Source organism: Bacillus sp. SCT118 (genome assembly GCF_058566435.1).
Genome location: NZ_CP191225.1, coordinates 3785190 through 3811471, shown reverse-complemented (window position 1 = coordinate 3811471; position 26282 = coordinate 3785190). Strand labels below are relative to the sequence as shown.

Sequence of the window (26282 nt, the reverse complement as noted above, 5' to 3'; positions counted from 1 at the left end):
TTTGATTACTTCTTTTTTTCATCGTAGTATTGGACGGGATACATGGAGCCCTCTGATACCATTTTGTTGTCCTCGATATCTTGCGGGTCCGGGTGGCCGGCTTTATCGACTGGGAACGTTTCCATGTCTGGCTGTTTTGTTATTTTCATCTTCATGCTGTGAATGAATTCTCTTGCCTTTTGGCGATTTGACGGGTCTTTTAATAGATAAGAAGTGATGCCGACAGTTGAAACAGCGAGACCTGAAAGTAACAGCTTTTGTTTCATGGTGATACTCCTTTCTATTTTAAGAATAGTGTTTCCTGTATCATTCCCGTTTTGGAAATAGCTAAACCTATTGTGTTTTTATCATTGGGGTTCACAGTAAATTCCATTTAAGAAGAAACTAGTGACTTCATTCCTGTATTGGAAGGTAATATACATTGACTTATTATAGTTTCAGTCAAAATTCGATAAATATTGACAAAGTAAAGTAATCAGAATAATAATATAATTAGCAAGAGAATGTCATCATACATGAAAGGTGTTTACGATATGAATCAATTGCATCGAAGAATGGGAACGTTTTCCCTCATGATGGTCGGGCTCGGATCGATGATCGGTTCAGGCTGGCTGTTCGGGGCTTGGCGTGCGGCTCAAATAGCAGGGCCAGCTGCTATTATTTCATGGGTTATTGGAATGGTCGTCATTTTATTTATTGCTCTTTCTTATAGTGAACTAGGTTCTATGTTCCCTGAAGCGGGGGGAATGGTAAAATATACGCAATATTCACACGGTTCGTTTATCGGTTTTATTGCGGGCTGGGCCAACTGGATTGCGATTGTGTCCGTCATTCCGGTTGAAGCGGTGGCCTCCGTTCAATATATGAGTTCTTGGCCTTGGGAATGGGCGAAATGGACAAGCGGTTTGGTGAAGAATGGAACGCTGACTGGGGAAGGACTAGCATTTGCCTCTGTATTGCTTCTCATTTATTTTCTGCTGAACTACTGGACAGTCAATCTATTTTCGAAAGCGAATTCATTAATTACGATTTTTAAAATTATTATTCCGGGTCTTACGATTGGAGCTTTGCTGTTTGTCGGATTCCACGGAGAAAACTTTACTGGCGGTCAAAGCATTGCGCCGAATGGCTGGGCAAGTGTGCTGACGGCGGTTGCCACTTCAGGTATCGTTTTTGCGTTTAATGGTTTCCAAAGCCCGATTAATATGGCGGGTGAAGCAAAAAATCCGGGGAAATCAATTCCGATTGCGGTTGTCGGCTCTCTTTTCGTTGCAACAGTGATTTATGTCCTGCTGCAGATCGCCTTCATCGGAGCGGTGAATCCTTCTGATATTGCTCACGGCTGGAGCCATCTGAATTTTAATTCTCCTTTTGCTGATCTGGCGATTGCGCTGAATATTAACTGGCTTGTTATTGTGTTATATGCAGATGCATTTGTATCACCGTCTGGAACAGGGATTACGTATACGGCGACAACGTCCCGAATGATTTACGGAATGGAAAAAAACAAATACATGCCGAGTATATTCGGGAAGCTTCATCCGATTTACGGCGTTCCGCGACAAGCAATGTTCTTTAACTTGATTGTGTCGTTCATCTTTTTGTTCCTGTTCAGAGGGTGGGGCGTATTAGCGGAAATTATTTCCGTTGCTACGTTAATTTCTTATATCACCGGCCCGATCACAGTGATGACATTGAGACGGACGGGGAAAGACCTGTACAGGCCTCTTCGTTTAAAAGGCTTAAACGTGATTGCGCCGCTTGGATTTATCTTTGCGTCACTGGTGCTGTATTGGGCACGCTGGCCGTTAACAGGACAGGTTCTGTTTATTATCCTGATCGGTCTTCCGATTTATTTCTATTATCAGGCGAAGGCGAAATGGAAAGGGTTTGGCCGGAACTTTAAAGCCGGCGTCTGGATGGTGTTTTATCTGCTGGCCATGATGGTCATTTCTTATTTGGGCAGTGATAAATTCGGCGGCCTGAATGTCATTCATTATGGCTGGGATATGGTTCTGATTGCGATGGTATCACTTGTATTCTATGTGTGGGCGCTGAAGAGCGGCTACCAGACAGAATACTTAAAGGATGCGAAAGAGATAAATTCTCAGCTGCATAATGGACAGTCAGAAGCTGCTGCCGGAAAAGAATAAAATATAGAAGAAAACCTTGCGATAGTTGTCGCAAGGTTTTTTGCTTTTAATAACTCTTTTTTACTTTGTGGAAAAGATCAGGATAGTTGGTGAACACTCCTGTTACGCCCCAATCAAGCAGGCGATGCATATCAGATTCATTATTGACTGTGTAAGGGTGAAGCAGGAGGCCGTGGATGCGGATCATACGGACGTTTTCTTGATTTAAAGCTTTATAATCCGGGCCCACACCGACAGCGTATGTTTTGATTTCTTCCAGGGCAGCATCTGTCATTGACGCCATTTGTTTGGCTTCCAGCAATTGAACGGTCGGCAGGTTTGGCTGTAATTGATGGACTTTTACCAGACTTTCTTTGCTGAACGATTGAATGATCACCTGGCCTGGCTTAGAATGCTTCCCCAGTAATTTATGTTTCTGCAAAGAAGCGATCAGTTTTTCTTCCATACCTGGGTAGGTGTCAGGCGATTTTGTTTCAATGTAGTAGTTTGCGTGCTTTCCGAAACGGTCTAATACCTCTTCTAATGTAGGAACTTTAAGGCCGACGTACTGCGGCTTTGCTTTTTCAGGATAGGATTCATTAAACCAAGAACCGGCGTCAAGCTTCTTAATGTCTGCGAGCGTATGGTCTTTCACCCAGCCCGTTCCGTTTGTGGTGCGGTCCAGTTTTTCATCATGCATGACAATCAATTTTCCGTCTTTTGTCATTTGCAGATCCAATTCAATATAATCAGCTTTCATTTTCTGAGCGGTTTCGTAAGACAGAATCGTGTGCTCAGGCACATATCCAGAAGCCCCTCTGTGCGCGACGGTCAGGATACGGTCAGGTGACAGCAGGTTTCCTTTTGACGCTGCCGACACTGGCGTTACCATAAATGAGAGTAAGCCCAGCGACAGAACAAACAAGGCCAGTATTCTATTTTTTCTCATGATTTCTCCTCCTTATAGATAAGCACTACCTGTCTTTCATATTAAAAAACGGATGTAAACGGCGTGTTGGAAAACTATTAATCTTTTATGTGTCTTTCTTAAACATGCTCTGCCCGTTTTCCTGTATTCCACGTCAAAGCCAAGAAGACGATGGCAAGAATGCAGGATGAGATCAGCATGATAAAGCCGCCGTTCCAGTTAAAACGGTCAACGACAAAGCCCATAATGGCGTTTGCGAAAGCGGATCCGCCGATGTATCCGAAAAATCCGGTCAAACCGGCTGCAGTTCCGGCTGCTTTTTTCGGTGCTAGATCGATCGCTTGCAGGCCGATTAGCATAACAGGTCCGTAGATTAAGAAGCCAATGCTGATTAAGGCGATATTGTCTACGAGCGGATTGCCGGCCGGATTCAGCCAGTACACCAATACGGCAATGAAAACACCCGCCATAAACAAAACGCCTGCCGGTGCCCGGCGGCTTTTGAAGAATCGGTCACTGATCCAGCCGCACAAGATCGTTCCCGGTATGCCTGCGTATTCGTAAAGAAAATACGACCAGCGCGAGTCTTCAGGAGAAAAGCCTTTGGCTTCTGTTAAGTAAGTAGGCGCCCAGTCAACCACGCCGTACCGCACGAAATAAACAAATACATTGGCAAAAGCGATGTACCAAAGAAATTTGTTGTTCAGCACATATTGAAAAAGAATTTCTTTTGTTGTTAATTCTTTTTCCTGATTTTTAAAAGCGTGTTTTGGATAGTCATTCCGATACTCTTCAATTGGCGGGAGTCCGCAGGATTGAGGCGTATCACGAACCAATAAAACAATTAAAAATGAAATGATAATGGCGATGATGGCAGGGAAGAAAAACACGCTTTTCCAAGTGACGAACATCGCGATCCCAAGAGTGACAAGCGGAGCAAGAATACCGCCGCCTATGTTATGGGCGACATTCCAGATCGACATTTTTGTGCCGCGTTCACTTATGGAGAACCAATGGGCCATCGTCCTGCCGCATGGCGGCCAGCCCATTCCTTGAAACCATCCGTTGATAAACATAAAAATAAACATGATGGTGACGCTCGAAGTCACCCAAGGCATTGAAACGAATAGAATATTAACGATTGCTGATAAAAATAGGCCTGTCGCCAGAAAATATCTCGGATTACAGCGGTCAGACACCATTCCCATGATGAATTTGCTGAAGCCGTACGCAATGGACACAGCGGCCAGCACCAAACCCAGTTCTGTTTTCGAAAATCCCTGTTCCTGCAGATAAGGAATGGCAAAGGCAAAGTTTTTCCGCAGCAGGTAGTAGCCTGCGTAGCCAATGAAAATACCAATGAATACTTGCAGCCTGAGCCGTTTGTATGCCGCATCCATCTTTGAATCATCCAGTCTCTCAATGTGAGGAGCCGGTTTAAATATATTAAGCATTAACAATTATCCCCCTTTGCTGTTTGTGCTGGATGTGTGGCGTGCCTCCTTTCCCGAAAAACAAAAAGAGCCAGAAAACACCCCTTGTCAAAAGGGGTTGGATTCCTGGCTCTCCTCATCTCCATCCAAGCTATTAACTTATCATGATAGCGCTTTCTTAAATTATCATAGTCCGGAGCGAATGTAAACGGGTAATTTTCAAATTGGACCTTATGGAAGTAAATATTATCCTTTTACTAAATGCAGTTATGTTTTTTTACTAGTAACATAAAAATCTGGAGGGAGGCTGTTTAAAGGTGGATGAATTAGATATCGCATTCTTTATTTTACCGTTAGGAATTATGCTGCTATCGATTGTCGGGACCTGTATTTGTAAAAACCCGTATCTGATGCCAATGCTTAGTTTGGTGATTTCTCTTGTGCTCACCTTTACCATTTTTAATGAATCATTTTTGGGATGGGCTGTTGTCTATAGCTTGTTTTCTCTGGCTTTATCCTATATCACATTGATTGTGGTAAGGAAAAGGAAGGAATCAGGAAATTAAAAAGACCTCACTTTCTAACATATCGTTGACTAAAGCAACTATATGTGATTATAATTGCCTTAGTCAACAATATTAGAAAGTGGGGATTGATTTGAAAACAAGAGAATCATCTGTCGGGTTAAAATTCAGAAAGTTCAATCGATTTTATACAAACGTCCTTGGTTTCCTTAATGAGCACATTTACGACAGCCCGTTTTCCTTAACAGAAACACGGATTTTATTTGAGATTTATAATACGCCTAATTGTACGGCAAAAGCTCTTCAGGATAAACTGGGGCTTGACAGGGGATATGTCAGCAGGATTGTGAAGCAGTTTGAAAAAGAAGATTTGATCTATAAACAGAGGAGCAAAGATGACGCCCGCCACCATTATATTTTTGTCACAGAAACAGGAAAAATGATTTATAAAAAGCTGGAGGAGAAAGCCAACGAACAAGTAGAACTGATGCTGAAGGAAATCAACCAAAAGGAGCAGCACAAGCTTACCGAGGCGATGGCAGAGATTGAAGCGATCCTTTCACAGTCGCTTTCTGCCAGAACATCAGAGATATCGATTAGAGATTATTTTCTTTCGGAGGATCTACAACTCCTTATTGAGAAACAAAGACAATTTTACGCGGAGGCTCACGGTTGGGATGACACGTTTTTAGCTTATCTTCAGGAGACATTTGATGCTGACATCGAAAAAATATGGATTGCGGAAAGCGGCGGGAAATTTGCCGGCTCTGTCGGATTGGTCAAGCATGATGAAAAGACAGTCCAGCTCAGATGGTTTCTGGTTGATGCGGATTTTCGGGGCAGGGGGCTCGGCACGCAATTGCTGGAGCATCTGGTTGCATACTGCCAAGACATGAAGTTTGACCGCATTTTCCTTTGGACGGTGAGCACCATGGCTGAGGCTCGTCCGCTCTATAAAAAATTTGGATTCAGGATAAGTGAAGTAAAACAAGAAGCGCCATTATGGGGACAGCAGCTGACAGAAGAACGGTGGGATTTGGAGCTGTCATGAAAAGACTGCATTATGCGTGGATCATCGTCTCCGTCACCTTTTTGATCTTATTGGCGGTTCAGGGGGTGCGGCTGTCATTTGGTGCGTTTGTGGAGCCGTGGGAACGGCAGTTTTCAATGGATAGAAGCACCATCTCGCTGATTTCGACGATGAGTTTTATTGTTTATGGCATATCACAGCCTGTGATTGGGCGGCTTGTGGACAAATGGGGTGCCCGGGCTGTTTTGGCATGGAGTGCGTTACTGACAGGAGTCAGCATTTTCTTAACATACCTTGTGACTTCGCCTTGGCAGCTGTTTCTGCTTTATGGGCTGGGTGTCTCACTTGGAGTGGGCGGAGCATCGAATGTGGCGGCAAGTGTATTGGTCGTCAATTGGTTCAGCAAAAAGCGGGGACTAGCCTTTGGGATCATGGAAGCAGGCTTTGGCGCGGGGCAAATGCTTCTCGTTCCCGGCTCACTCATGTTGATCCATTGGTTTAGCTGGAAGCTGACGGTTGTGGTGTTGGGACTGCTGTTAATCGTGATTGTCTTTCCGGCTGCGCTGCTGATGCTGCGGAACAATCCTTCAGAAAAGAATACAGAGCCGATAGGCGGACTGGCTGCATCAGAAAAAGAAACAGCACCCAAAACAACAGCTCTTTCAGTGACCGGGATGTTTCGGATGAGGCAATTCTGGTACTTGATTTTTCCGTTTTTGATCTGTGGATTTACGACCGTGGGGCTGATGGATACCCATTTGATTCCGTTTTCTCATGATCATGGCTTTTCAACGACAGTCACGAGTGCTGCTGTCAGTCTGCTGGCAGGCTTTAATATTGCTGGCATCTTGCTGTCCGGAATTGTAGCGGACCGGTGGAGCAGCCGGAAAATCCTGTGCTTTTTATATGCGGTGCGGGCGTTGTCGATCGTGATTCTTATTTACAGCCACGAGCCTTACTTGCTTTTAGCCTTTGCGATTCTGTTTGGATTAGTGGACTTTGCAACGGTAGCACCGACTCAAATGCTCGCCACCCAGTACTTTCAAAACTACTCGATCGGCCTCATGATTGGCTGGCTGTCACTCGCCCATCAGATCGGATCGGCACTAGGTGCGTATGTGCCCGGCGTCATCTATACGGTAACGGGTGAGTATACACTGGCTTTTTATTTGTCGATTGGAATGCTCGTGCTTGCGAGCGTAATGAATGTGATGCTGAGGGAGCCAGCTGCGGTTACGCGTGACAGTGCGGCTGTGGTAGACAAGTGATGAGGACAAAGGGAAAGCATCTCTGATGTGGGATTATTCAGAGATGCTTTTTTTGTATTTTTGTTCTAATACGAAGTCGATCATACCGACTATGCGGGCGTTTTCGGATTTTTGTTTGAAGCGTTCAGAAATTTGAACTCTTCTTGAAAATGGGTAAACACCAAATACCCATATTAGGCCAATTAACACAAAAAACATTTGTACACCCATTTCTATTAAATCATTATAATGAGAACTGAAAAAATAAATATATAACGTTATTAATGTTACTGTAAATACGATTTTGACAGTGTGTTTGAATGTGAGCTGTGGTTCAATTAAACACACTTTCATTTGGTTGAGTGTGAAAGAGTCTTGTTTCATTAGGTACGAAAGTAAATCATTATCGTTTTGACTGATAGGGTACAAGTCAGTTTCTATTTTTTTTGTGATCTCCTGATATTTATGTATATTACTTTTCATATAGAATCCTCCCTTAAGAATAACTCCATGAGTCCTCTAAAAGGACCCATGGAGATCAAGACTATTAATAATGGACGGAAGAGTACTGCAACTGCTCCTGCTTCAGGGCCTTTTTTAAATGTAATCGAAGTTTTAAGTCCAGAAGTAGCATTGTTATATATTGCAACGTCAAAAAGGTACAAATTAAGTATTCAATGTTTGAGTTATTGAATTACATAAAGTTCAGTCGGTAAGCAAAGACTGTTAGGTAGATTTTGATAAAGTCGATTTGGAACGCAGTGAGCGCCGTTTGTGTCTGCCCATACACCCCGTGTATAGATGCCGTTAAGCATCCATTTTACATCCGTTCTCCATCAGCTTCGCTTTCGGTTTCATCTCCGAGATGTAGAGGCCTAAAAGCGTAAGGGCGCCTCCTAGAAGAGCGATCCATGTCATGTTTTCATGCAGGATCAGGACGGAAGCGGCGATTGTGATAACCGGGACCATGTATATATACGCACTGGATTTGACGGCTCCGAGCACGCCGACTGAGTAATTCCAAGTGGCGAAGCACAGGGCCGAAGCGCCAATCCCTAAGAAAAGCATGTTGAGTATATTTGAAGCTGATGAAAATCGGCTTAGGTCAAAATGGAAGTCGAACAAAAATAAAGCGGGAACCATAAACAATAAACCATACAAAAATACTCTCTGTGTCAGCTCGATGATGTGGTGTTCGTAAGCGCTTAATTTTTTCATGAATATCGAGTATCCGCCAAACACGAGAGCAGCCCCGGCAGCCATGATGTCTCCGAGAGGATTTAGACGCAGTACGATATTGCCGTTGAACGTAATCAATAAAAGCCCGATCAGTGCCGAGCCAAATCCAATGAAAAAAGTCAGCCGCAGTTTTTCGCCTTCAAGCAGAAAATGGGCCAAAACCGCAGTGATCATCGGAATAATGGACACGATCATGCCGACATTGGATGCGTATGTATAGGTGAGAGCTATATTTTCTAATAGAAAGTATAAGGTTACGCCAAATAAACCAGCCCCGGCAAATAACAGCTCCTGTCGCCAATTCCTGAAAGGAATCATGTTGGGACGGACGAGGATAAGAGCGATAAAGCCCATCAAAAACCGATAAAATAATATTTCCATTGGAGAGAAGTCAGCCAGCAGAACTTTTGTCGAAATAAAGGTCGTCCCCCAAATCAGAATGGTCACAATGGCTGCGATATGCCCCGCAGTTTCTCTTTGTATGTTCATCTGTGAAGCTCCTTTTCAAAAATCTTCATGTATTGCTTCGGCGTCAGCCCCACCTGCCGTTTAAAAAACTTCGTCATATGGCTCTGATCGCTGAATCCTGTCTGAAAAGCCGCATCAATCGGCCTTACCCCTTGTTCAAGGAGTTTTTTCGCTTGATTAATCCGGATTGTTTCCATGTAGCTATTAGGGGTAATGCCTTTTTGTTTTGTAAATGAACGCAATAAATGATACTTGCTCCAGCCTGTTAATTCACTCAAATCATTGAGCGTGACATTTTCTGCATAATGCTCTTCTAAAAATTCACAAACCATTTTGACTTCGTCTGATGGTTCTGGAACGCTGCTAAGGAACGTGACATCTGAATAATGGCGGATCAGCTCCTCTAATAGATGAAGAAACAGCTCCTCCTTACGCAAAGCTTGTTTTTCCTCGGATATCAAAATATGCAATTCCTGCAGGCTGGCTGTCAGCTCATGGCGGAATAACACATGCTGGGAGAAATAAGGGAGATGCCCGGCGCCAGTAATCTCTTTCACCGCCTTCTCCATGATATCCGGCATGACATTGATACACCGATAATCAAGCGTCCGGCCGTCAATCTGTTCACAGCTATGCGTGTCACGGGGGTTAAAGAGGAGAAGATCACCAGGATTGATGATATATTCTTGATCCTGACAGGCCAGATACCGTTGCCCTTTTTCAATAAATCCAATCACATAATAATCGTGAAAGTGGTTCGGGAACTTTTGCATAATTCCCTTGAAACGGTAGGCTTCTATATGAAGGTGTGGGTCAAGCTGCAGTGTGCGGGTTTCGTTTTGCATGGGATGCCTCCTGTCGGTGTGGTGGTCTTGGATTAAGTGTAGCATGATTTAGGGGGATTTCTTGTATGATGTTGCTGTTTAGGAATAGAGAAAGCAGACCGTTATTGGTCTGCTTTCGTTACCTTGTATGATTAAGTATTTTAACGTAAATCTAAATATCCCCATATTGCTCGATAATCGCTTTATCTGCACAATACTGATAAAATTCTTCTATTAATTTATCAACATCTTGCTTACGAGCTATTTTTTCTAACCAATCTCCTGGGATACCATCTAGCTTATAATACATTCCTGCTATCGATCCTGTTATTGATGCTACAGTATCAGTATCTTCTCCTAAGTTCACTGCTGTTAGCACAGCCTCGGTAAATGAAGATGTAGTGCCGAAACACCAAATTGCCGCTTCTAAAGTATGAACGACATACCCGTCTGATCGAATTTCTTCTCTTGGTGTATTCAAAAAGCTTTTTTCAAAAATTCTTTTATAATGTGTTAACTCTTTATGGTATATATGTTCTTTTTTGAAATTCTCGTCGAAAAGCTCTTTCACTTCTCTTAAAGATGTATCAATTGAATTGTTATAATATAGCCTTAGTAATAGTTCAACATAAATAATGGAACCAACTATAGCACGCGGATGGGCATGGGTTATTTCAGTGTATTTCTTGATCATCTCTGCTTTTTTCACAAAATCGAATTCCTTATGCAAAATAAACACTAATGGTGAAATTCTCATTAATGCTCCATTTCCGTTATCAAATTCTGACTGACCGCCGCATTTTTCTGGCAGAACACCTTTCCTAAATCGGGTAATTGCTTCAACGGTCGTCCTGCCAATGTCAAACATTTCACCATACGGCGTCCAGTAACCTTCATCTTGATACAGTTTAAATTTCTGCATTAAATCATTTATGTTCCCTTTTTCAATCATATTCTCCATCAGGCACAAGGTCAGAGATGTATCGTCAGACCAGGTTCCAGGAGGTTGATTATAGGTGCCGTATCCTACCATATCCTGCACATGAAAATCTCCTCTTTTTTTGAATTCAACAGGGACTCCTAACATATCTCCTATAATGCCACCGTATATTGTTGGAAGAACTTTGTTTTTTATATTAAGTTTAAGAAAGCTCTTATTGTCATCTTCCCATCTATCTATCATTCTTCTGCCTCTCATTTTTTCACCCACTTAAATTAAGTCTAAAATAATATGTAACTTATTGTTGCTATCAACATGTGCGCTTTTAATAACCATCTCTTGCCCAAAATTTAAAAGTAACTCAGCTTCATTAGGAAAGTGGCTTATCTTTCCGAGATAGGCTGCATTGGTTCCTGCTGGAACATTTATTTCCCATGAGACTTCCATGTGATCAAAGGATGATTCCTTAACAATTGCTGTACTAACAAAACCATTGTCTCTGAAAATCTTTCCAATTAATGATTCAGTATTAATGTCTCCATATTTGTTAATTTCAATTAATGACTCTAAAGGTCTTAGGTCTGTTCCTCTATAAACTTGTAAATTGTGTGGAACTCGCGCTTTATCCAACCCATTCTTTATATTATAGATTGTATCTAAATCAATGCCATCTAAAGAATCACTAATTCCTCTTAGATAATCATTTATTTTTTTATAATCATCACCAGTATATTGCTTAATTGCTTCTTGTTCACTTGGGGTTAATGATTTAATCCAATCGTCATAATACTTGCTCCCCCATTGGTGTGCTTCCTCTACGGTTTTAATATCACGTGTAATTTTAGAATTTTCATTTGGTCCTACGCCACCTGATTTGCTATGGTCGCTGCTATTAATCTGGACAAAGTTTTCAAGTTTCTTATCAAAACCCTTCTCTAGTTTCGGAATAGGGCTTTCAATGTTCCCAACTCCTTGTATTGCAGATTCTAGTTGATTGTTACTTGGCAATTTGAAATAAGGTTTTGCTTTTTCAGTAATGTTCTTTGCTATAGATTTATGATCGTTCACAAAAGCCTTTGTTTCCTTTGTCACGAATTTCCCTGCTTTTGTTGCAGATGCCACTTTTCCGAGTCCCTTGGCGCCAAAAAGGGAAGCAACTGCGTAGGTGATGTAGTGGGAGCGGCTATAGACATCACCATGAACCATATTGTCGTTCCAAGATTTTTTAAATGAATCGACCATGTATTCAAAAGTTTCGGGAGCGCTATAAATGATATTTTGGAGTTCCTGTCCGGCTTTGACTTGTTCTTCGATGCCCATCTTGCCCTGTGCTCTATACGACCATATAGCAAGATCGTAAGCACCGACTGCGAGGTCGCATGCACCGGTAACGATATCCTTTCCGGCATCCCAAAGCCCGACAATTACACCTTTTCCTCCTTCGACAAGCATTTTTCCTGTTTGCTGCTGTGCTTTCATTTGAACGATGCTTGAATAATATTGTAATTGCTCAGCGCTCAGGTTGTCAGTGCCAATCTTTTCTGCAACTTTCAGGTATTCATCAGGATCAGTAGTTTTGTCGAGTTTTTTCTTGAGATACTCGATTTCTTCCTGTTTTTTTGCTTTGATGAACTGCTGAGCTTGTTTGTGTATATCCGCTTTGTTTTGATAAACATCTGTTTCGTGAAAGGCTTTTGCATTAAAACTTATTGGGTTGGTACTTCCGCCTTTGCTGGTGGCACCGGTCAGCGCTTCGAAAAATGCCCGAACCTCATGTTCTACAACTTCGGAGGCCTCGTAATCACTGTTCAGTTTCTCATCAAGGTTATGCAGATGTGTAATCGTTTTTTTTCGTTTTTTATCTGCTTTATCCAGTTTATCGGTGACTGTGGAATTGTCAAAGAGGGACAGCGGTAAAATGTCATCAATAGAATTCAGAATTGATTTAATTTCTTTTTGCTGTGCCTCTATAATACCGTCTGCTTTGACTAGACCATTATACAGTTCGTTATCGAGATAAGATTCCTCGATATATGCATCGTCATCAAATGTTGCTGCTTCAATAGCGGATGGAATATTTTTGAAAAAAGCGATTCTCATGTCAATGAGGTCCAGCCACAGATCCGCCCCTGTCGCTTGTTCCTTATAGAAGGCTTTAATTGCGTTAGCTCCTTTGCCTGTCATGGCATCATCCAAGTTTGCCATCTTTTTGAACTGTTTTTTCAATGTAGCCATGTGCTCTCTCAATGTTTGGTAGGCTTTAAGGCGCGTTTCGGCAGTTTCTAAAATCGTACTTACTTCAAGAATCTTCATTTAATACATGTCCTTTCGCCTGAATTTCCCTGTAAATATGGTACCATGGTGAATTTAGGAAAGGAGCGCAAACTGAGAAATCAAGGAAAAACAGTACTTTTTTACTGATTCTAATTATTCATTTTACTCGCAGATATAAAATCTACTGGAATCAGCTGTCGTACCCATTCTTGGTGGCTTCCAGATCTCAGTTTTTATATTGAAGATTTCAGGTGGTACTGTACGGTATGTGCGGAGTTCGCCAGCCATTTTTTTGTGGAAAGCCTTCTAATCATGCAACTCGTGATGAATTCTTATTTTATCTTTTTTAATAAAAATTTATTTTTCAAATATTTCAGTTATAATGGTTTGGAACAGATAGGAGGGGCAAAGATGTATCAATCAAAGAAGGTTTTATTGTTAGGTTCAGGTGAGTTAGGTAAAGAGGTAGTGATTGAAGCCCAGCGTCTTGGGGTACAGACGGTGGCAGTTGACAGTTACGAGCATGCTCCGGCGATGCAGGTCGCACATAACAGTTATGTCGTTGATATGCTGGACCCAGAGCAGATCAGAGCCATTATTGAGAAAGAAAAGCCGGATTTGATTGTGCCTGAGGTGGAGGCGATCGCGACGGATGAATTGCTGAAGCTTGAAGAGGAAGGATTTCATGTCATCCCGAATGCCCGTGCGGCCAAGCTGACGATGGATCGGGAAGGCATTAGACGGCTTGCGGCGGAAACGCTTGGACTTGCGACGGCTGGCTATGAATTTGCGAATACATATGATGAATTTATACAAGCGGCAGCACAGATCGGTTTTCCTTGTGTCGTTAAACCATTGATGAGTTCTTCTGGAAAAGGCCAAAGTATCTGCCGCTCTGAATCGGATTTAGAGAGCTGCTGGGAGACGGCGATGGAAGGCGGACGGGTGAAAAACGGCCGTGTAATCGTTGAGGAGTTTATCCCATTCGAATCAGAAATCACACTTTTAACCGTACGTGCGGTTAACGGTACGGCATTTTGCGAGCCGATCGGTCATGTGCAAAAGGACGGGGATTATATCGAATCATGGCAGCCGCATGATTTGACAGAGCAGCAAATAGAAGAAGCGAAGCATATTGCGAAAACGATCACGGATGAGCTTGGCGGATACGGCCTGTTTGGTGTTGAGCTGTTCCTTGCGAAAGATAGGGTATATTTCAGTGAGGTATCTCCCCGTCCGCATGATACAGGCCTTGTCACGCTGGTGACGCAAAATTTGTCAGAATTTGCACTGCATGTCCAGGCGATTCTAGGCTTTCCGATTACAGAAATCACACAGCTTTCTCCTGGCGCCAGCAGGCCCCTCAAAGCGCCGGAAGAATTAGCGGATTACACTGTTGAAGGATTGGAAAACGCACTGGCAGTCCCAAAGACTCAAGTGCGCGTCTTTGGAAAGCCGATAACGAAAGCCGGACGTCGTATGGCAGTTGCGCTCTCTGCTGCTGATTCAGTTGAAACGGCAAGAGAGAATGCAAAGAAAGCGTTGGACCAGCTAACGATAAAATAGAGTTTGAGCAGGCCTTGTCATGGTACAAGGCCTGTTTTTTTCTTTCTCCGTAAAAGTTTTATCATAAGAATCAGAAACCTGATTATAATGTAAAAGTCTTCCATCAATACGGGTGGTTGACACTAAAGGAGGGAGATGACAAAATGAAATTAGTTCCAAGATTCAGAAAACAATGGTTCGCTTACTTAACGGTTTTGTGTTTGGCTTTGGCAGCAGCGGTATCTTTTGGCGTACCGGCAAAAGCGGCAGAGAACCCGCAAACTTCTGTATCGAATACCGGTAAAGAAGCTGATGCCACGAAAAACCAAACGTCAAAAGCAGAACAGGTTTCTGCCCCTTATGAGGGAACCGGAAAAACAAGTAAATCGTTATACGGCGGCCAAACGGAACTGGAGAAAAACATTCAAACCTTACAGCCTTCGAGCATTATCGGAACTGATGAACGCACCAGAATCTCCAGCACGACATCTTTTCCATATAGAGCAACCGTTCAACTGTCAATCAAGTATCCCAACACTTCAAGCACTTATGGATGTACCGGATTTTTAGTCAATCCAAATACAGTCGTCACGGCTGGACATTGTGTGTACAGCCAGGATCATGGATGGGCTTCGACGATAACCGCCGCGCCGGGCCGCAATGGTTCTTCCTATCCGTACGGTACTTATTCAGGCACGATGTTTTACTCCGTCAAAGGATGGACGGAAAGCAAAGACACCAATTATGATTACGGAGCTATTAAATTAAACGGTTCTCCTGGAAACACGGTTGGCTGGTACGGCTACCGGACTACAAACAGCAGCAGTCCCGTGGGCCTTTCCTCGTCAGTGACAGGATTCCCGTGTGACAAAACCTTTGGCACGATGTGGTCTGATACAAAGCCGATACGCTCCGCTGAAACGTATAAGCTGACCTATACAACCGATACGTACGGCTGCCAAAGCGGCTCGCCTGTTTATCGAAACTACAGTGATACAGGGCAGACAGCTATTGCCATTCACACGAACGGAGGATCGTCATATAACTTGGGAACAAGGGTGACGAACGATGTATTCAACAATATTCAATATTGGGCAAATCAATAAATACAGCAAACTAGCCATATTCATGTCTATTTTGTTTTTATGCGGATGCAGTTCGCAGACGCATTCTTCTCAAAAAGAAACGACTATTCCTGTCACTCTTCATGTGGAGGATGCTAAGGGGCTGCCGGTCGAAGGGGTTCAAGTGACGATTGTCAAAGCGCCCTCTTCAGATGAGGAGCCGAGTACAGAGATTGGCGAGATACTCGGTAAAACAGACAAAAACGGAGATATCAAATGGGATACCGGCAGAAAAGGCGATTACTCAGTCGCGTTGACGAAGGGTGAAATATCAGTAACCCATCACATCTCGTTAACAGAGGATAAGAAAGATCATGCCATTCCGTTAGTCTTCAAAGAATAGCAGTTTCCTTGATTTTAAGGGAACTGCCTTTTTTTATTTATTGCAGGAAACCAAACTATATACTGGAAATTTATTATGTGAGATAATAAGAAATAGGTATTTTTTCTTACGAGACAAAAGGGGCGCTATCCCTTATTTTATATTAATCAAACCCGGAGGAAAAAGAAGAAGATGATACAAGATTCAATGCAGTTTGCCGCGGTTGAAAGTGGTCTGCGCTTTTACCAGGCATATGATCAAAGCCTTTCTTTGTGGCCGATTGAGTCGGAAGCATTCTATGTTTCTACTCGTTTTGGAAAAACACATATTATTGCAAGTGGGCCAAAGGACGCACCTTCGCTCATTTTGCTTCACGGGGGCCTTTTCAGCTCTGCGATGTGGTATCCGAATATCGCGGCGTTGAGCCGTCAATTTCGTACATATGCGGTCGATATAATAGGAGACAAAAATAAAAGTATACCATCAGCAGCCATGGAAACGAGAGCTGATTTTGCAGAATGGATGAAAGATGTCTTTGATTCTCTTGGACTTGAGACGGCACACCTGGCCGGTCTTTCGCTTGGCGGCTCCCATATCGTGAATTTCTTACTCCGCGCGCCTGAAAGAGTAGAGCGGGCGGTTGTTATGAGTCCCGCTGAAGCGTTTATTTCATTTCATCCGGATGTCTATAAATACGCTGCAGAGCTTACAGGGGCAAGAGGAGCTGAATCATATATCAAGTGGATCACAGGCAACAGTTATGATCTGCATCCTTTACTGCAAAGACAAATTGTGGCGGGCGTGGAATGGAAGGAGGAACAAAGGAGCCTGAAGCCGACAGAAAACGGCTTTCCGTACGTGTTCACAGACCAGGAATTGAAATCGATACAAGTCCCGGTACTTCTGATGTTCGGTGAGCACGAGGTCATGTACCATCAGCAAATGGCCTTTGAGCGGGCTTCGGTATTGGTGCCGGGAATTCAGGCTGAAATCGTAAAGAACGCCGGACATCTGTTATCTCTGGAGCAGCCAGAGTACGTCAATCAACGCGTCTTGTCCTTTTTATGCGGGGGGATAAAATAGTAAGGAACATGAAAAGATTGGCATTCATTTTTCAAAAGGTAACAAATGTTGTATAATAATAGAATTTGAATGCTGCTTTTTTTGGAGCATTCTATGTTATCATGCTTATTGGAGAAAAATTTTTCCTGTAACGCTATTCGATCACTATCGTCAAATAATATAGATGGTTTTACAATTGGAGGTTTGGTTACACTGTGAATTACATCCCCTGTATGATTACGATAGGAAACTTCATTTGCGGATTGCTGGCGATTCATTCCTTGCTATATCACAACATTCATTCAGCAGTGCTTTTTATTTTTACAGGCATGTTCCTTGATTTCTTTGACGGGATGGCTGCTCGTAAGCTGAATGCCGTTTCTGATATGGGGAAAGAACTGGATTCGTTTGCCGATCTGGTTACGTTTGGGGTGGCTCCTTCTATGCTTGCTTACAGTGTCGCGTTGTATACCCTGCCATTTATCGGGATCTTATGCGCATTGACGTACAGCATTTGCGGAATGCTTCGCCTCTCTAAATTTAACATTGAACAAAGCAAGCTCCCGACATTTATCGGTATGCCGATTCCGTTTGCGGGCATGTGTCTCGTTATTTTAAGCTTTACCTATAACCCGATCCTTCTGGCAATCGGCACTTGCGGACTTTCATATTTGATGGTGAGTAAAATAAAATTCCCTCATTTTAAAAAACATGCGGCAGAAAACCTGGAGTCCGGGAGATGGAATTAGTTCAGCAGCTCATAGCGGATTACGGTTATCTCGCTATTTTTTTGATGCTCGTATTAGGAATTGTAGGATTGCCGATTCCAGATGAAGTGATGATGACCGTTGTTGGCTATTTCACGCATACCGATGTATTGAATTATGAGCTTTCGATATTGATTAGTTTTGTCGGGGCTTTGTTAGGTATGCTGATCAGCTACATGATTGGCAGAAAAGCCGGACGCCCGTTTATTGACAAGTACGGCAAGTGGGTCGGCTTAAAAGAAAAAAGAATGATGAAAGTGGAAAAATGGATGAAGAAATACGGTCCATATTCTCTTATTTTAGGTTATTTTATTCCCGGCGTCAGACATGTGACGTGCTACTTTTCGGGGATCGGCAAAATGGATCTGAAAACGTATGTTGCGTTTGCGGCAATCGGCGCCTTTTTATGGTGCTTTGTTTTTATTACAATCGGAAGGGTTATAGGGATTATTCATGTTTAATACGGCTGTAAAGATTCTGTATCGATCATTGATAGAGCTGACGAATCATCGTCTGTCATCCTATCTGATTAAAGGATTTTGCGAGTCAAAAATCAGCAAACCGGTCATTCCGCTTTTCTCAAAACATTTTCGGCTGAATTGGGATGATGTGGACGGTACGGCTGCTGATTACGGATCGCTGTCCGAATTGTTCATTCGACAAATAAATCTGGAGCGGCGCCCTGTATCAAAAGAGGCGCATGCGGTGGTCAGCCCTGTTGACGGTGTGGTTCAGACGGTAGGAATCATCAACCCGAATCAAACCTTTACGGTGAAGGGGAAAGATTACTCATTCGCTGAGCTGACCGGCTGTAAAAGCGCAGACCATCAATACAATGGCGGTTACTTCGTCGTGCTGTATCTAAGCCCGAGGCATTATCACCGTTTCCATTCTCCGATCAGCTGCAGGTATCAAAAGCTGGCCGAGCTCGGAAATCGCTCATACCCGGTAAATCAACTAGGCTTAAAATACGGGAAAGATGTGCTGTCGAAAAATTACCGGTTTGTGTACGAGCTGAATAGCGGCAGCCGAAATGTCCTGATGATTCCTGTCGGCGCGATGAATATTAATTCTATCGTGCAGACGAATACTCGTGCTGAATTGGAGATCGGCGAGGAGCTGGGATACTTTTCATTCGGGTCAACCGTCATTTTGATTTTTGAAAAAGACGCGTTCCAGCCGTCCGCCAATTTAACAGAAGGCCAAGAAGTTCAAGTCGGAGAACTGATAGGTTACGAAGAGTAAAAAGAGGAGCTTGCATAAACGCAGCGCCTCTTTTTTTGAAGAAAGGTGAGACTCATGGAGAAACAAATCATCAGCTTGATTACAGATTATCAGAACACCGGAGATGAAGCCGTCCTGCGGCAAGTGCGAGAAGTATGCTGGCCGATCGTTGAAACAGTTTTGCATGAGAAGGCAAGAGATGAAGAGCAAGTGAACAATTTGCGCGAAAAAGGAATTGAGCGGTTTCCATTCATCATCAGCAAATACCAAGCGGATGTGCAGCTTCCGGTTGAGACATTTTTACGAAATACGTATCGGTTTTACTTTCATCAGGTGATGAGAGAATTCAGCTAAAGCTTCTTTCAACAGAGAAGCTTTTTTTGTTGGCAGGAAAAGGAAACTTTTTCTATATCTATCTCGTAATGACTAGAGAACCTAGCAGAAAAGGAGAGATAGAATTGAAACGAATGATAGTGAGAATGACCCTGCCGCTGCTGATCGTTTGTCTGGCGTTTTCTTCTTTTTCAGCCTCTGCCCGTGCTGCTTCTGAAGAAAAATATTGGGATTCATGGATTGAACGACATGCACAGCCGCTGGATGCTTCCAATGCTTCAAACAAAGACCTTCGCTTTCTGAAGAAGGTGCTGAAGGGAAAACGAATCGTTCAGTTAGGAGAAACCACACACGGCGCTGGTGAAATCAACGCCACAAAGGTCCGCATGATCAAATATCTCCACGAAGAGCTGGGATACGATGTATTGGCCTTTGAGTCCGGCTTTCCTGATACAAATGCATCCTACCTTAATATGGACCAATTAACCCCTAAAAGCACGATGAAAAACTCCATTTACGCTGTATGGCACACAGAAGTTGTCGTTGAATTGTTTGATTACATGAAAGAGCAAAAAGAGAAAGGCGATCCGCTGATCCTTACCGGTTTTGATATTCAAAGCATGAAGAATTCATTCAATGATGCTGCGACTCAATGGGTAAAAGCGGTGGACCCTGAGAAAGCAGAGTTGCTCTCCCAATCAGAAAATGAGTTTTCGACATTGGTGACAGACAGCAACACGTTTGATGAATTTACGCAAAAGAAGCAAGAGCTTGTGAAAAACTATCAGAAGCTGATCAAGTTCGCTAAAACACATGCTTCAGAGCTAAAAGATAACCTTCCAAAAGAGCCGAAAGCTTATGAGATGTTTATGCATTCTCTTCAGCTGAGAATTGACGTAATGGAAACGTATATGCTGGAAGAAATGAAAGAAAAACTAGAGGAGTATCCGGAGAATATTGAGGATTTTTCATTCTTTATGAGAGACCGCATGATGGCTGAGCAATTTCAGTGGGTAGCTGACACCCTTTATCCGAAAAAGAAAATCATTGTCTGGGGCCACAATTACCATCTGCGCAAACAGAATACGAAGATGATAAAGGACTGGGTACAGCTAAACGGCCCTAACATGGGTGATTATTTGCCGGAGCGGCTGAAAAAACAAACATATACGATTGGCATTTATGCTTACTCAGGTGCAAGTCTTGATAGCTCCGATAATAAGACTGTTAAGCCGGTTACAAGCCCGCCGCCGTTTGGGAGCCTTGAAGCTTTGCTGAAAGCGGCGGACCGGCCGGCTGTTTTTGTTGATTTTCTCCATACAAAAAACAAGAAAGGCACTTCGTGGATGTATACCCCGCGCACAGCACTCTATTGGGGATTCACAGAAGAGCAGATGATCCTTAAGGAACAATATGATGGTGTCATTTGGCTGGAGCATATCACGCCATCTGTCATTATCAAGTGAACGGTGTCCCCTGTGCTATAACAGGTGGAGTTCACCCTTTGTTTGATAGTTTTCAGATAACTACATCTATTAGTAAATGAATGGAAAATACTTGTGTACCATGAGAAACCCTTGTGCCGCTTAGGTTTGTAAGAGCTTGGATATTTTTATCAGTCTGGGCGGATCTGTTCATCTTTGCGGCATTTTCCTGTATGATATAGTAAGAGTGTGCATAGCAACTAACTATAATTGAACAGGGTGTTTAAAACATGGAAAAACAATACAGAGTATTACTTTACTATAAATATGTTCCGATTGAAGATCCAGAGGCGTTTAGAGAGCAGCATCTGGCTTTTTGTAAGGAGCTTGGTTTGTTAGGCCGTATCCTTGTTTCTTCTGAAGGAATTAACGGTACGGTATCAGGTACGGTTGAACAGACTGAAAAATATATGGAAACAATGAAAGCTGATCCTCGTTTTGCGGACATGGTATTTAAAATTGATGAAGCAGAAGGCCATGCCTTCAAAAAAATCTTCGTCCGCCATAAAAAAGAGCTTGTAACGCTTCGTCTTGAAGATGATGTCGATCCGAACGAAACAACAGGCCAGCATTTGAAGCCTGCAGAATTTTATGAGAAGATGCAGGATCCAAACACAATTGTCATCGACGCGCGTAACGATTACGAGTATGACCTTGGCCATTTCAGAGGTGCGGTCCGTCCTGACATCGAAGCCTTCCGCGAATTACCCGAATGGATTGAAGAACACAAAGATATGCTTGAAGGCAAAAAGATTTTAACGTACTGTACAGGCGGCGTACGCTGTGAAAAGTTCTCAGGGTGGCTGGTGAAGCAAGGCTTTGAAGATGTAGCACAGCTTGACGGCGGAATCGTGACATACGGAAAAGATCCTGAGGTGCAAGGCAAGCTTTGGGACGGCCAGTGCTACGTATTTGATGAAAGAATCAGCGTGCCTGTCAACCGTGTTGAGCATGTGATTGTCGGCAAGGACTACTTTACAGGAGAACCGTGTGAGCGTTATGTGAACTGCGCAAATCCATCTTGCAATAAAAAATTGATATGCACACCGGAAAATGAGTATAAATATATGCGCAGCTGCAGCCACGAATGCCGCACGAACCCAAGAAACCTGTATGTGAAAGAGCATAATATGACAGAAGAAGAAGTAAACGCAAGACTGGCAGCGATTGAAACAGAAGATCACGCTGCTGCTGAATAATAAAAAGAACACCTCGGATTGAGGTGTTCTTTTTTCTATATGCTTTCAGTTTGGCTGTTTGCGGAAACCCATTCTTTTTGGCGGAAGGCCTTTTCCCATTTTGATACCACGATACAGGCGATCGCATGTCCCGGTACGTTCACGCCTGTTCTCGCCATATCCATGACGCGGTCAACACCCGCGATAATGGCAACGCCTTCAGCCGGCAGTCCTACAGCATTGGCAGTCGCCAGAAGAACTACAAGTGATCCTGAGGGTACAGCTGCAATGCCTTTACTCGTCATCACAAGCACAAGCATCATGAGCAGCTGCTGGGACAATGTCATGTCTACTTGAAAGGCCTGTGCGAGAAAGATACAAGAAACCGATAAATATAAGCTGGAGCCGTCACAGTTCAATGACAAGCCGGAGGGAACGACAAATGATACCACTCGTTTGGGACAGCCGTATTTCTCCATTCTATCCATCAGCTGAGGGAGAATGGTTTCAGTGCTGGTGGTGGAAAATGCAATTAAAAACAGATCCCATATCATTTTCAATACTTCGAAATACTTAATCTGAAAGATGAGACCGACAAGCGGAAAGAGGACAAAGAGGATCAGGAACAGGCCAAGGAATACGGTGCCAACCAGCTTAAACATAGGGAGGAGGAGTTCAATGCCATATTGGCCTACAGAAGCAGCCATCAGGGCTAACACGCCGATAGGAGCAGTGACCATGACGATTTGCGTGAGCTTGAACATAATCTGAGCTGTAGATTCAAAAAACTTCATTACTGGTTCAGAAGCTTTGCCGATACCAGCTGCGGCGACACCAAATAAAATGGCGAAGAAAATAACGGCAAGCAAATCATTTCTGGCCATGACATCAATAATGTTTGTAGGGATAATATCCAGGATCATTTGCTTGAAATCAACAACTTTGTCTGTGTAGCCGGAAAGTTCATGGATATCTTTTTTTGCCAAATGGGAGAGGTCAAGCCCGACACCTGGTTTTAAGACATTCGCTAATAAAAGTCCAAGTCCTAATACCAATGTTGTAATCACTTCGAACCAAATGATCGTCTTGATGCCGAGGCTGCCCATTTTTTTCATGCTTCCGCTTCCTGCGGCTCCAATGACAATGGTAGAAAATACAATCGGTACAACAATCATTTTAATCAGGCGGATAAATCCATCTCCGACAGGCCTCAGTGCCATCCCGAAATCAGGAAAAAAGTGGCCGATCACCGCGCCGACAGCCAAAGCGATTAAAATTTGAAACGCGATTAATTTTTTCAAATGAATCCCCCTTTAGAACGATAGAATGTAGGCATATTCATATCATTCGTGATTCAAATGCAAACACCTTTTTTCAAGTTATTTTATTTTGATAGCGCTTTCATTATGTTGGCGAAAAAGTCCCCCGCAGCAGGGGGGACTTTTTTACTTCATTTGAATGTGCTTTAGACCTTCTTCAGAGGTATTTGTGAAAATAACCGGTGTTATTGCTGAAGCGGCATGCTGCTTGATGTAATTGAGATCAAAGGTGAGAAGCAGTTCGCCTTGTTTGACCGCTTGTCCGCTTGTGACATGTGCTTCAAAGCCTTCCCCATTTAGTTTGACGGTATCAACGCCGACATGAATCAGGATTTCAGTGCCGCCGGCGCTCATAAAGCCGATGGCGTGTTTTGTCGGAAAAATCGAGACGATCTCGCCGTCCGCAGGTGCAACGACTTTTCCTTCTGATGGTATAATCGCAAAGCCCTCGCCCATCATTTTTTCTGAAAAGACTTGATCAGGCACATCTTTTAATGAGACTGTTTCTCCTTTAATCGGATAAATAAAGGTCTCACTGGAATCGGGCTTCTGCGGTTTGTCAGTTACCGTGTCCAGTGCGGCGGCAGTGTCCGGGACGCCTCCGGCCATGATTGTTTTGATGTCGTCTTTTAAGGCATCGGACTTGGTTCCGAATATTGCCTGGAAGTTGTTGTTGACCTCCAGCACACCTACTGCACCAAGCCGTTTTAATTCATCCTTGCTGACTTGGCTTGGCTGATGAACGGTCACACGAAGCCTAGTGATACACGCATCCAGGTTAGCGATATTTTGCTGTCCGCCCAAGGCCTGCAGCACATGAAAGGCAAGCTGGTCTTTTGCAACTGGAGCTTTCTCCTCTTTCTGACCGTCTTCATCTGTCTCACGGCCGGGCGTTTTCAAATTCCATTTCAGAATCGCAAATCGGAACAAATAATAATAAATGAAAGCAAACACGATCCCGACAGGAATGACAACCCAGCCGTTTGCAGACAGTCCGTAGTTCAAGACGTAGTCAATTCCGCCGCCTGAGAACGTATAGCCGTGGCGGACATGGAATAAATCACAAACGACAAAGATGACGCCGGCAAGAATAGAGTTAATCAAATAGAGCACGGGCGCAACGAACAAGAAAGAAAACTCAACCGGTTCTGTAATTCCGGTCAGCATAGATGTGAGCGCCGCAGAAATCATCACGCCAGAGATCATTTTTTTCTTTTCCGGACGCGCGGTATGGATAATGGCAAGAGCAACTGCCGGCAGACAGAAAATCATGTAAGGGAAATCCCCCATCATAAAGCGCCCGGCTGTCGGGTCTCCCGCGAAAAACCTTGTCAGGTCGCCGGTTACGGTGTTGCCTGTTGATGGGTCTGTGTATTCTCCCATCATAAAATAGAAAGGTGTATAAAAAATATGATGCAGGCCAAAAGGAATCAGCAAACGATAGATCGTTGCATAAAAGAACAGTCCGACTGTTGAATCGGCAATTAAACTGCTGGCTGCGTTAATTCCGTTTTGGATCAGCGGCCAAACGAATGAGAAAATGACGCCGATCACCAATGAACTGACGGAAGTAATAATCGGGACAAAGCGTTTTCCAGAGAAAAATCCAAGGACCGGATGCAGCTCGATTGATGAAAATCGCTTATATAAATAGGCGGCGAGAAGCCCGATGATGATTCCTCCGAAAACCCCCATATCAATCAGGTGCTCGGCTCCTTCATACGGAGGCTGAAGGCCGAGCAATTTTCCCATATTGTCGAGGGTGACGGTTAAAATTAAGTATCCGATGACAGCGGCAAGTCCGGCTACACCTTCTCCGCCGGCTAATCCGATCGCGACCCCCACGGCGAAAATCAGCGGGAGATTATCGAATACAACGCCGCCCGCATCCTTTATAATAGGGATGTTCAGTAGATCCTTGTCTCCGAAACGGAGCAAAAGACCTGCTGCCGGCAGGACGGCAACCGGAGTCATCAACGCGCGGCCAAGCTGCTGCAGAATTTGAAATGCCTTTTTAAACATGACAGTCTCCTTTTATTGTGTTATGAGCATGGTGCACTCTTTAATTTTTGAGCTGCTTTATAATCGGCGATAACGGTTACATGATTGTGTTTTTGAAGAATGGAGGCTGGTACTTCTGTCGTGACAGGACCTTCAGCCATCTTTTGAATGGCGTCTGCTTTTTCCTCTCCGCTTGCTAAAAGCACAATATGTTTGCTGAATTCCATGATGGTTTTAATGCCCATTGAAATCGCGAGTCTCGGAACCAGCACCGGATCGCCGCCGAAGAATCTGGCATTTGCCTGTATCGTGCTTTCCGAGAGCTTCACAACACGTGTCCGGTCTTCAAAATCAGATCCCGGTTCATTGAAACCGATATGGCCATTGGCGCCGATGCCGAGAATCTGGACATCAATGCCTCCCGCCTGGCAGATGAGATCTTCGTATACTTTACATTGAGCCTCAAGCTGCGGATTGTCTCCTTGCGGGATATGAATATGATCAGGCTGCATATTGATATGCTGAAAAAGATGCTCATGCATAAAATGGTTATAACTTTGCGGATGAGATGGAGAGAGACCAGCGTATTCATCCAAATTAAATGTAGTAACCTTTGAAAAATCAATTTCGCCTGCCTGATAGTCTGAAATCAACTGCTTATACAAGCCGACCGGTGTGCTTCCTGTTGCCAGGCCGAGAACGGCATCTTTCTTAGCTTGTATTTGTTCTTTAATAATGGCAGCGCTTAACTTACAGAGTTCTGCGTAGTGCTCAGCGATCAGAATCTTCATGTGACACCCCCTCAAAGAGATAGACAAGCATCATATTTGTTATGACCAATTTATGATACTTGTCATTACGAATTTAGCACCGCCCTTATCAAA

General features: G+C 43.5%; 25 protein-coding genes. 14 read left to right on the top strand and 11 right to left on the bottom strand.

Annotated features, from left to right (window positions below):
* Positions 1–5: 5 nt before the first annotated feature.
* Complete coding sequence (locus ACQVGT_RS19480; RefSeq protein WP_003234883.1) at positions 6–266, bottom strand: YbyB family protein; 261 nt, start codon at positions 264–266, stop codon at positions 6–8.
* 267 nt (positions 267–533) lie between these two features.
* Between ACQVGT_RS19480 and aimA the strand changes: the two genes are divergently transcribed.
* Entirely contained in the window at positions 534–2153 is a 1620-nt protein-coding gene (gene aimA / locus ACQVGT_RS19475) for a glutamate/serine transporter AimA (protein ID WP_015482728.1), read from the top strand.
* A 46-nt stretch (positions 2154–2199) separates the two neighbouring features.
* Here aimA and ACQVGT_RS19470 read toward each other — a convergent pair whose 3' ends face one another.
* Together ACQVGT_RS19470 and glpT are read right to left on the bottom strand one after the other, a co-directional pair.
* The gene (locus ACQVGT_RS19470) at positions 2200–3081 is read right to left on the bottom strand and encodes a glycerophosphodiester phosphodiesterase (protein WP_015382634.1); all 882 of its coding nucleotides are present in this window, start codon (positions 3079–3081) and stop codon (positions 2200–2202) included.
* Positions 3082–3179: 98 nt separating this feature from the next.
* The gene (gene glpT, locus ACQVGT_RS19465; RefSeq protein ID WP_003246460.1) at positions 3180–4514 is read right to left on the bottom strand and encodes a glycerol-3-phosphate transporter; all 1335 of its coding nucleotides are present in this window, start codon (positions 4512–4514) and stop codon (positions 3180–3182) included.
* Positions 4515–4810: 296 nt separating this feature from the next.
* Here glpT and ACQVGT_RS19460 point away from each other — a divergent pair, with 296 nt between their 5' ends.
* The 3 genes from ACQVGT_RS19460 (at position 4811) to ACQVGT_RS19450 (ending at position 7315) form a co-directional block, all read left to right on the top strand.
* Positions 4811–5059, top strand: a complete 249-nt coding sequence (locus tag ACQVGT_RS19460; protein WP_015382635.1) for a YbeF family protein — start codon at positions 4811–4813, stop codon at positions 5057–5059.
* Between the two features lie 91 nt (positions 5060–5150).
* On the top strand, positions 5151–6068 hold the full coding sequence (locus ACQVGT_RS19455) for a bifunctional helix-turn-helix transcriptional regulator/GNAT family N-acetyltransferase (RefSeq protein WP_015482731.1): 918 nt from the start codon (positions 5151–5153) through the stop codon (positions 6066–6068).
* Positions 6065–7315: an MFS transporter gene (locus tag ACQVGT_RS19450; protein ID WP_041518179.1), complete on the top strand. Its 1251-nt coding sequence runs from the start codon at positions 6065–6067 to the stop codon at positions 7313–7315. The genes ACQVGT_RS19455 and ACQVGT_RS19450 overlap by 4 nt, the downstream gene beginning before the upstream one ends.
* A gap of 33 nt (positions 7316–7348) precedes the next feature.
* Here ACQVGT_RS19450 and ACQVGT_RS19445 read toward each other — a convergent pair whose 3' ends face one another.
* The 5 genes from ACQVGT_RS19445 to ACQVGT_RS19425 form a co-directional block, all read right to left on the bottom strand.
* Positions 7349–7777, bottom strand: a complete 429-nt coding sequence (locus ACQVGT_RS19445; protein ID WP_015482733.1) for a hypothetical protein — start codon at positions 7775–7777, stop codon at positions 7349–7351.
* 324 nt (positions 7778–8101) lie between these two features.
* Positions 8102–9022, bottom strand: a complete 921-nt coding sequence (locus ACQVGT_RS19440) for a DMT family transporter (RefSeq protein WP_015382639.1) — start codon at positions 9020–9022, stop codon at positions 8102–8104.
* A complete protein-coding gene (locus tag ACQVGT_RS19435; RefSeq protein WP_015382640.1) occupies positions 9019–9846 on the bottom strand; it encodes an AraC family ligand binding domain-containing protein in 828 nt (275 codons plus the stop codon). The genes ACQVGT_RS19440 and ACQVGT_RS19435 overlap by 4 nt, the downstream gene beginning before the upstream one ends.
* Positions 9847–9997: 151 nt before the next feature.
* On the bottom strand, positions 9998–11023 hold the full coding sequence (locus tag ACQVGT_RS19430) for an ADP-ribosylglycohydrolase family protein (RefSeq protein ID WP_015252933.1): 1026 nt from the start codon (positions 11021–11023) through the stop codon (positions 9998–10000).
* Positions 11024–11035: 12 nt separating this feature from the next.
* Positions 11036–13078, bottom strand: coding sequence for a T7SS effector LXG polymorphic toxin (locus ACQVGT_RS19425; RefSeq protein WP_041517617.1), 2043 nt, complete (start codon positions 13076–13078; stop codon positions 11036–11038).
* A 282-nt stretch (positions 13079–13360) separates the two neighbouring features.
* Here ACQVGT_RS19425 and purT point away from each other — a divergent pair, with 282 nt between their 5' ends.
* From purT to trhO, 10 genes are all read left to right on the top strand, one after another.
* Positions 13361–14605 (top strand): phosphoribosylglycinamide formyltransferase 2, encoded by a 1245-nt coding sequence (gene purT / locus ACQVGT_RS19420; RefSeq protein ID WP_015382642.1) that lies wholly within the window; start codon positions 13361–13363, stop codon positions 14603–14605.
* Positions 14606–14748: 143 nt separating this feature from the next.
* On the top strand, positions 14749–15690 hold the full coding sequence (gene mpr, locus ACQVGT_RS19415) for an extracellular metalloprotease Mpr (protein ID WP_015252930.1): 942 nt from the start codon (positions 14749–14751) through the stop codon (positions 15688–15690).
* Complete coding sequence (locus tag ACQVGT_RS19410) at positions 15653–16051, top strand: YbfJ family protein (protein ID WP_015482736.1); 399 nt, start codon at positions 15653–15655, stop codon at positions 16049–16051. Before mpr ends, ACQVGT_RS19410 begins: the two co-directional genes overlap by 38 nt.
* A 171-nt stretch (positions 16052–16222) precedes the next feature.
* Positions 16223–17113: an enantioselective carboxylesterase CesB gene (gene cesB, locus ACQVGT_RS19405; RefSeq protein WP_015482737.1), complete on the top strand. Its 891-nt coding sequence runs from the start codon at positions 16223–16225 to the stop codon at positions 17111–17113.
* A 194-nt stretch (positions 17114–17307) separates the two neighbouring features.
* Positions 17308–17841, top strand: a complete 534-nt coding sequence (gene pssA, locus ACQVGT_RS19400) for a CDP-diacylglycerol--serine O-phosphatidyltransferase (RefSeq protein WP_014475661.1) — start codon at positions 17308–17310, stop codon at positions 17839–17841.
* Positions 17832–18320 (top strand): DedA family protein, encoded by a 489-nt coding sequence (locus ACQVGT_RS19395; protein WP_003234861.1) that lies wholly within the window; start codon positions 17832–17834, stop codon positions 18318–18320. The genes pssA and ACQVGT_RS19395 overlap by 10 nt, the downstream gene beginning before the upstream one ends.
* Entirely contained in the window at positions 18313–19104 is a 792-nt protein-coding gene (locus ACQVGT_RS19390) for a phosphatidylserine decarboxylase (RefSeq protein ID WP_014475662.1), read from the top strand. Before ACQVGT_RS19395 ends, ACQVGT_RS19390 begins: the two co-directional genes overlap by 8 nt.
* A gap of 54 nt (positions 19105–19158) precedes the next feature.
* Complete coding sequence (locus ACQVGT_RS19385; RefSeq protein WP_015382646.1) at positions 19159–19437, top strand: hypothetical protein; 279 nt, start codon at positions 19159–19161, stop codon at positions 19435–19437.
* A 104-nt stretch (positions 19438–19541) separates the two neighbouring features.
* On the top strand, positions 19542–20882 hold the full coding sequence (locus tag ACQVGT_RS19380; RefSeq protein WP_041517621.1) for an erythromycin esterase family protein: 1341 nt from the start codon (positions 19542–19544) through the stop codon (positions 20880–20882).
* Positions 20883–21130: 248 nt separating this feature from the next.
* Entirely contained in the window at positions 21131–22099 is a 969-nt protein-coding gene (gene trhO, locus ACQVGT_RS19375) for an oxygen-dependent tRNA uridine(34) hydroxylase TrhO (protein WP_015382648.1), read from the top strand.
* Between the two features lie 35 nt (positions 22100–22134).
* On the opposite strand, the gene gltP is transcribed toward trhO, so the two are convergent.
* From gltP to nagB, 3 genes are all read right to left on the bottom strand, one after another.
* Entirely contained in the window at positions 22135–23379 is a 1245-nt protein-coding gene (gene gltP / locus ACQVGT_RS19370) for a glutamate-aspartate/proton symporter GltP (protein WP_003234847.1), read from the bottom strand.
* A gap of 144 nt (positions 23380–23523) precedes the next feature.
* Entirely contained in the window at positions 23524–25419 is a 1896-nt protein-coding gene (gene ptsG / locus ACQVGT_RS19365; RefSeq protein ID WP_015482740.1) for a glucose-specific PTS transporter subunit IIBC, read from the bottom strand.
* 20 nt (positions 25420–25439) lie between these two features.
* Positions 25440–26189 carry a glucosamine-6-phosphate deaminase gene (nagB, locus tag ACQVGT_RS19360; RefSeq protein ID WP_015382650.1) on the bottom strand — a complete coding sequence of 250 codons (750 nt, stop codon included), beginning with the start codon at positions 26187–26189 and terminating at the stop codon, positions 25440–25442.
* Positions 26190–26282: the final 93 nt, after the last annotated feature.

Bases quoted from the DNA above. Each gene is read 5' to 3' on its own strand.
- ACQVGT_RS19480 (WP_003234883.1), bottom strand. From the start codon at position 266: ATGAAACAAAAGCTGTTACTTTCAGGTCTCGCTGTTTCAACTGTCGGC.
- aimA (WP_015482728.1), top strand. From the start codon at position 534: ATGAATCAATTGCATCGAAGAATGGGAACGTTTTCCCTCATGATGGTC.
- ACQVGT_RS19470 (WP_015382634.1), bottom strand. From the start codon at position 3,081: ATGAGAAAAAATAGAATACTGGCCTTGTTTGTTCTGTCGCTGGGCTTA.
- glpT (WP_003246460.1), bottom strand. From the start codon at position 4,514: ATGCTTAATATATTTAAACCGGCTCCTCACATTGAGAGACTGGATGAT.
- ACQVGT_RS19450 (WP_041518179.1), top strand. From the start codon at position 6,065: ATGAAAAGACTGCATTATGCGTGGATCATCGTCTCCGTCACCTTTTTG.
- ACQVGT_RS19445 (WP_015482733.1), bottom strand. From the start codon at position 7,777: ATGAAAAGTAATATACATAAATATCAGGAGATCACAAAAAAAATAGAA.
- ACQVGT_RS19440 (WP_015382639.1), bottom strand. From the start codon at position 9,022: ATGAACATACAAAGAGAAACTGCGGGGCATATCGCAGCCATTGTGACC.
- ACQVGT_RS19435 (WP_015382640.1), bottom strand. From the start codon at position 9,846: ATGCAAAACGAAACCCGCACACTGCAGCTTGACCCACACCTTCATATA.
- ACQVGT_RS19430 (WP_015252933.1), bottom strand. From the start codon at position 11,023: ATGAGAGGCAGAAGAATGATAGATAGATGGGAAGATGACAATAAGAGC.
- ACQVGT_RS19425 (WP_041517617.1), bottom strand. From the start codon at position 13,078: ATGAAGATTCTTGAAGTAAGTACGATTTTAGAAACTGCCGAAACGCGC.
- mpr (WP_015252930.1), top strand. From the start codon at position 14,749: ATGAAATTAGTTCCAAGATTCAGAAAACAATGGTTCGCTTACTTAACG.
- ACQVGT_RS19410 (WP_015482736.1), top strand. From the start codon at position 15,653: ATGTATTCAACAATATTCAATATTGGGCAAATCAATAAATACAGCAAA.
- cesB (WP_015482737.1), top strand. From the start codon at position 16,223: ATGATACAAGATTCAATGCAGTTTGCCGCGGTTGAAAGTGGTCTGCGC.
- ACQVGT_RS19395 (WP_003234861.1), top strand. From the start codon at position 17,832: ATGGAATTAGTTCAGCAGCTCATAGCGGATTACGGTTATCTCGCTATT.
- ACQVGT_RS19390 (WP_014475662.1), top strand. From the start codon at position 18,313: ATGTTTAATACGGCTGTAAAGATTCTGTATCGATCATTGATAGAGCTG.
- ACQVGT_RS19385 (WP_015382646.1), top strand. From the start codon at position 19,159: ATGGAGAAACAAATCATCAGCTTGATTACAGATTATCAGAACACCGGA.
- trhO (WP_015382648.1), top strand. From the start codon at position 21,131: ATGGAAAAACAATACAGAGTATTACTTTACTATAAATATGTTCCGATT.
- ptsG (WP_015482740.1), bottom strand. From the start codon at position 25,419: ATGTTTAAAAAGGCATTTCAAATTCTGCAGCAGCTTGGCCGCGCGTTG.
- nagB (WP_015382650.1), bottom strand. From the start codon at position 26,189: ATGAAGATTCTGATCGCTGAGCACTACGCAGAACTCTGTAAGTTAAGC.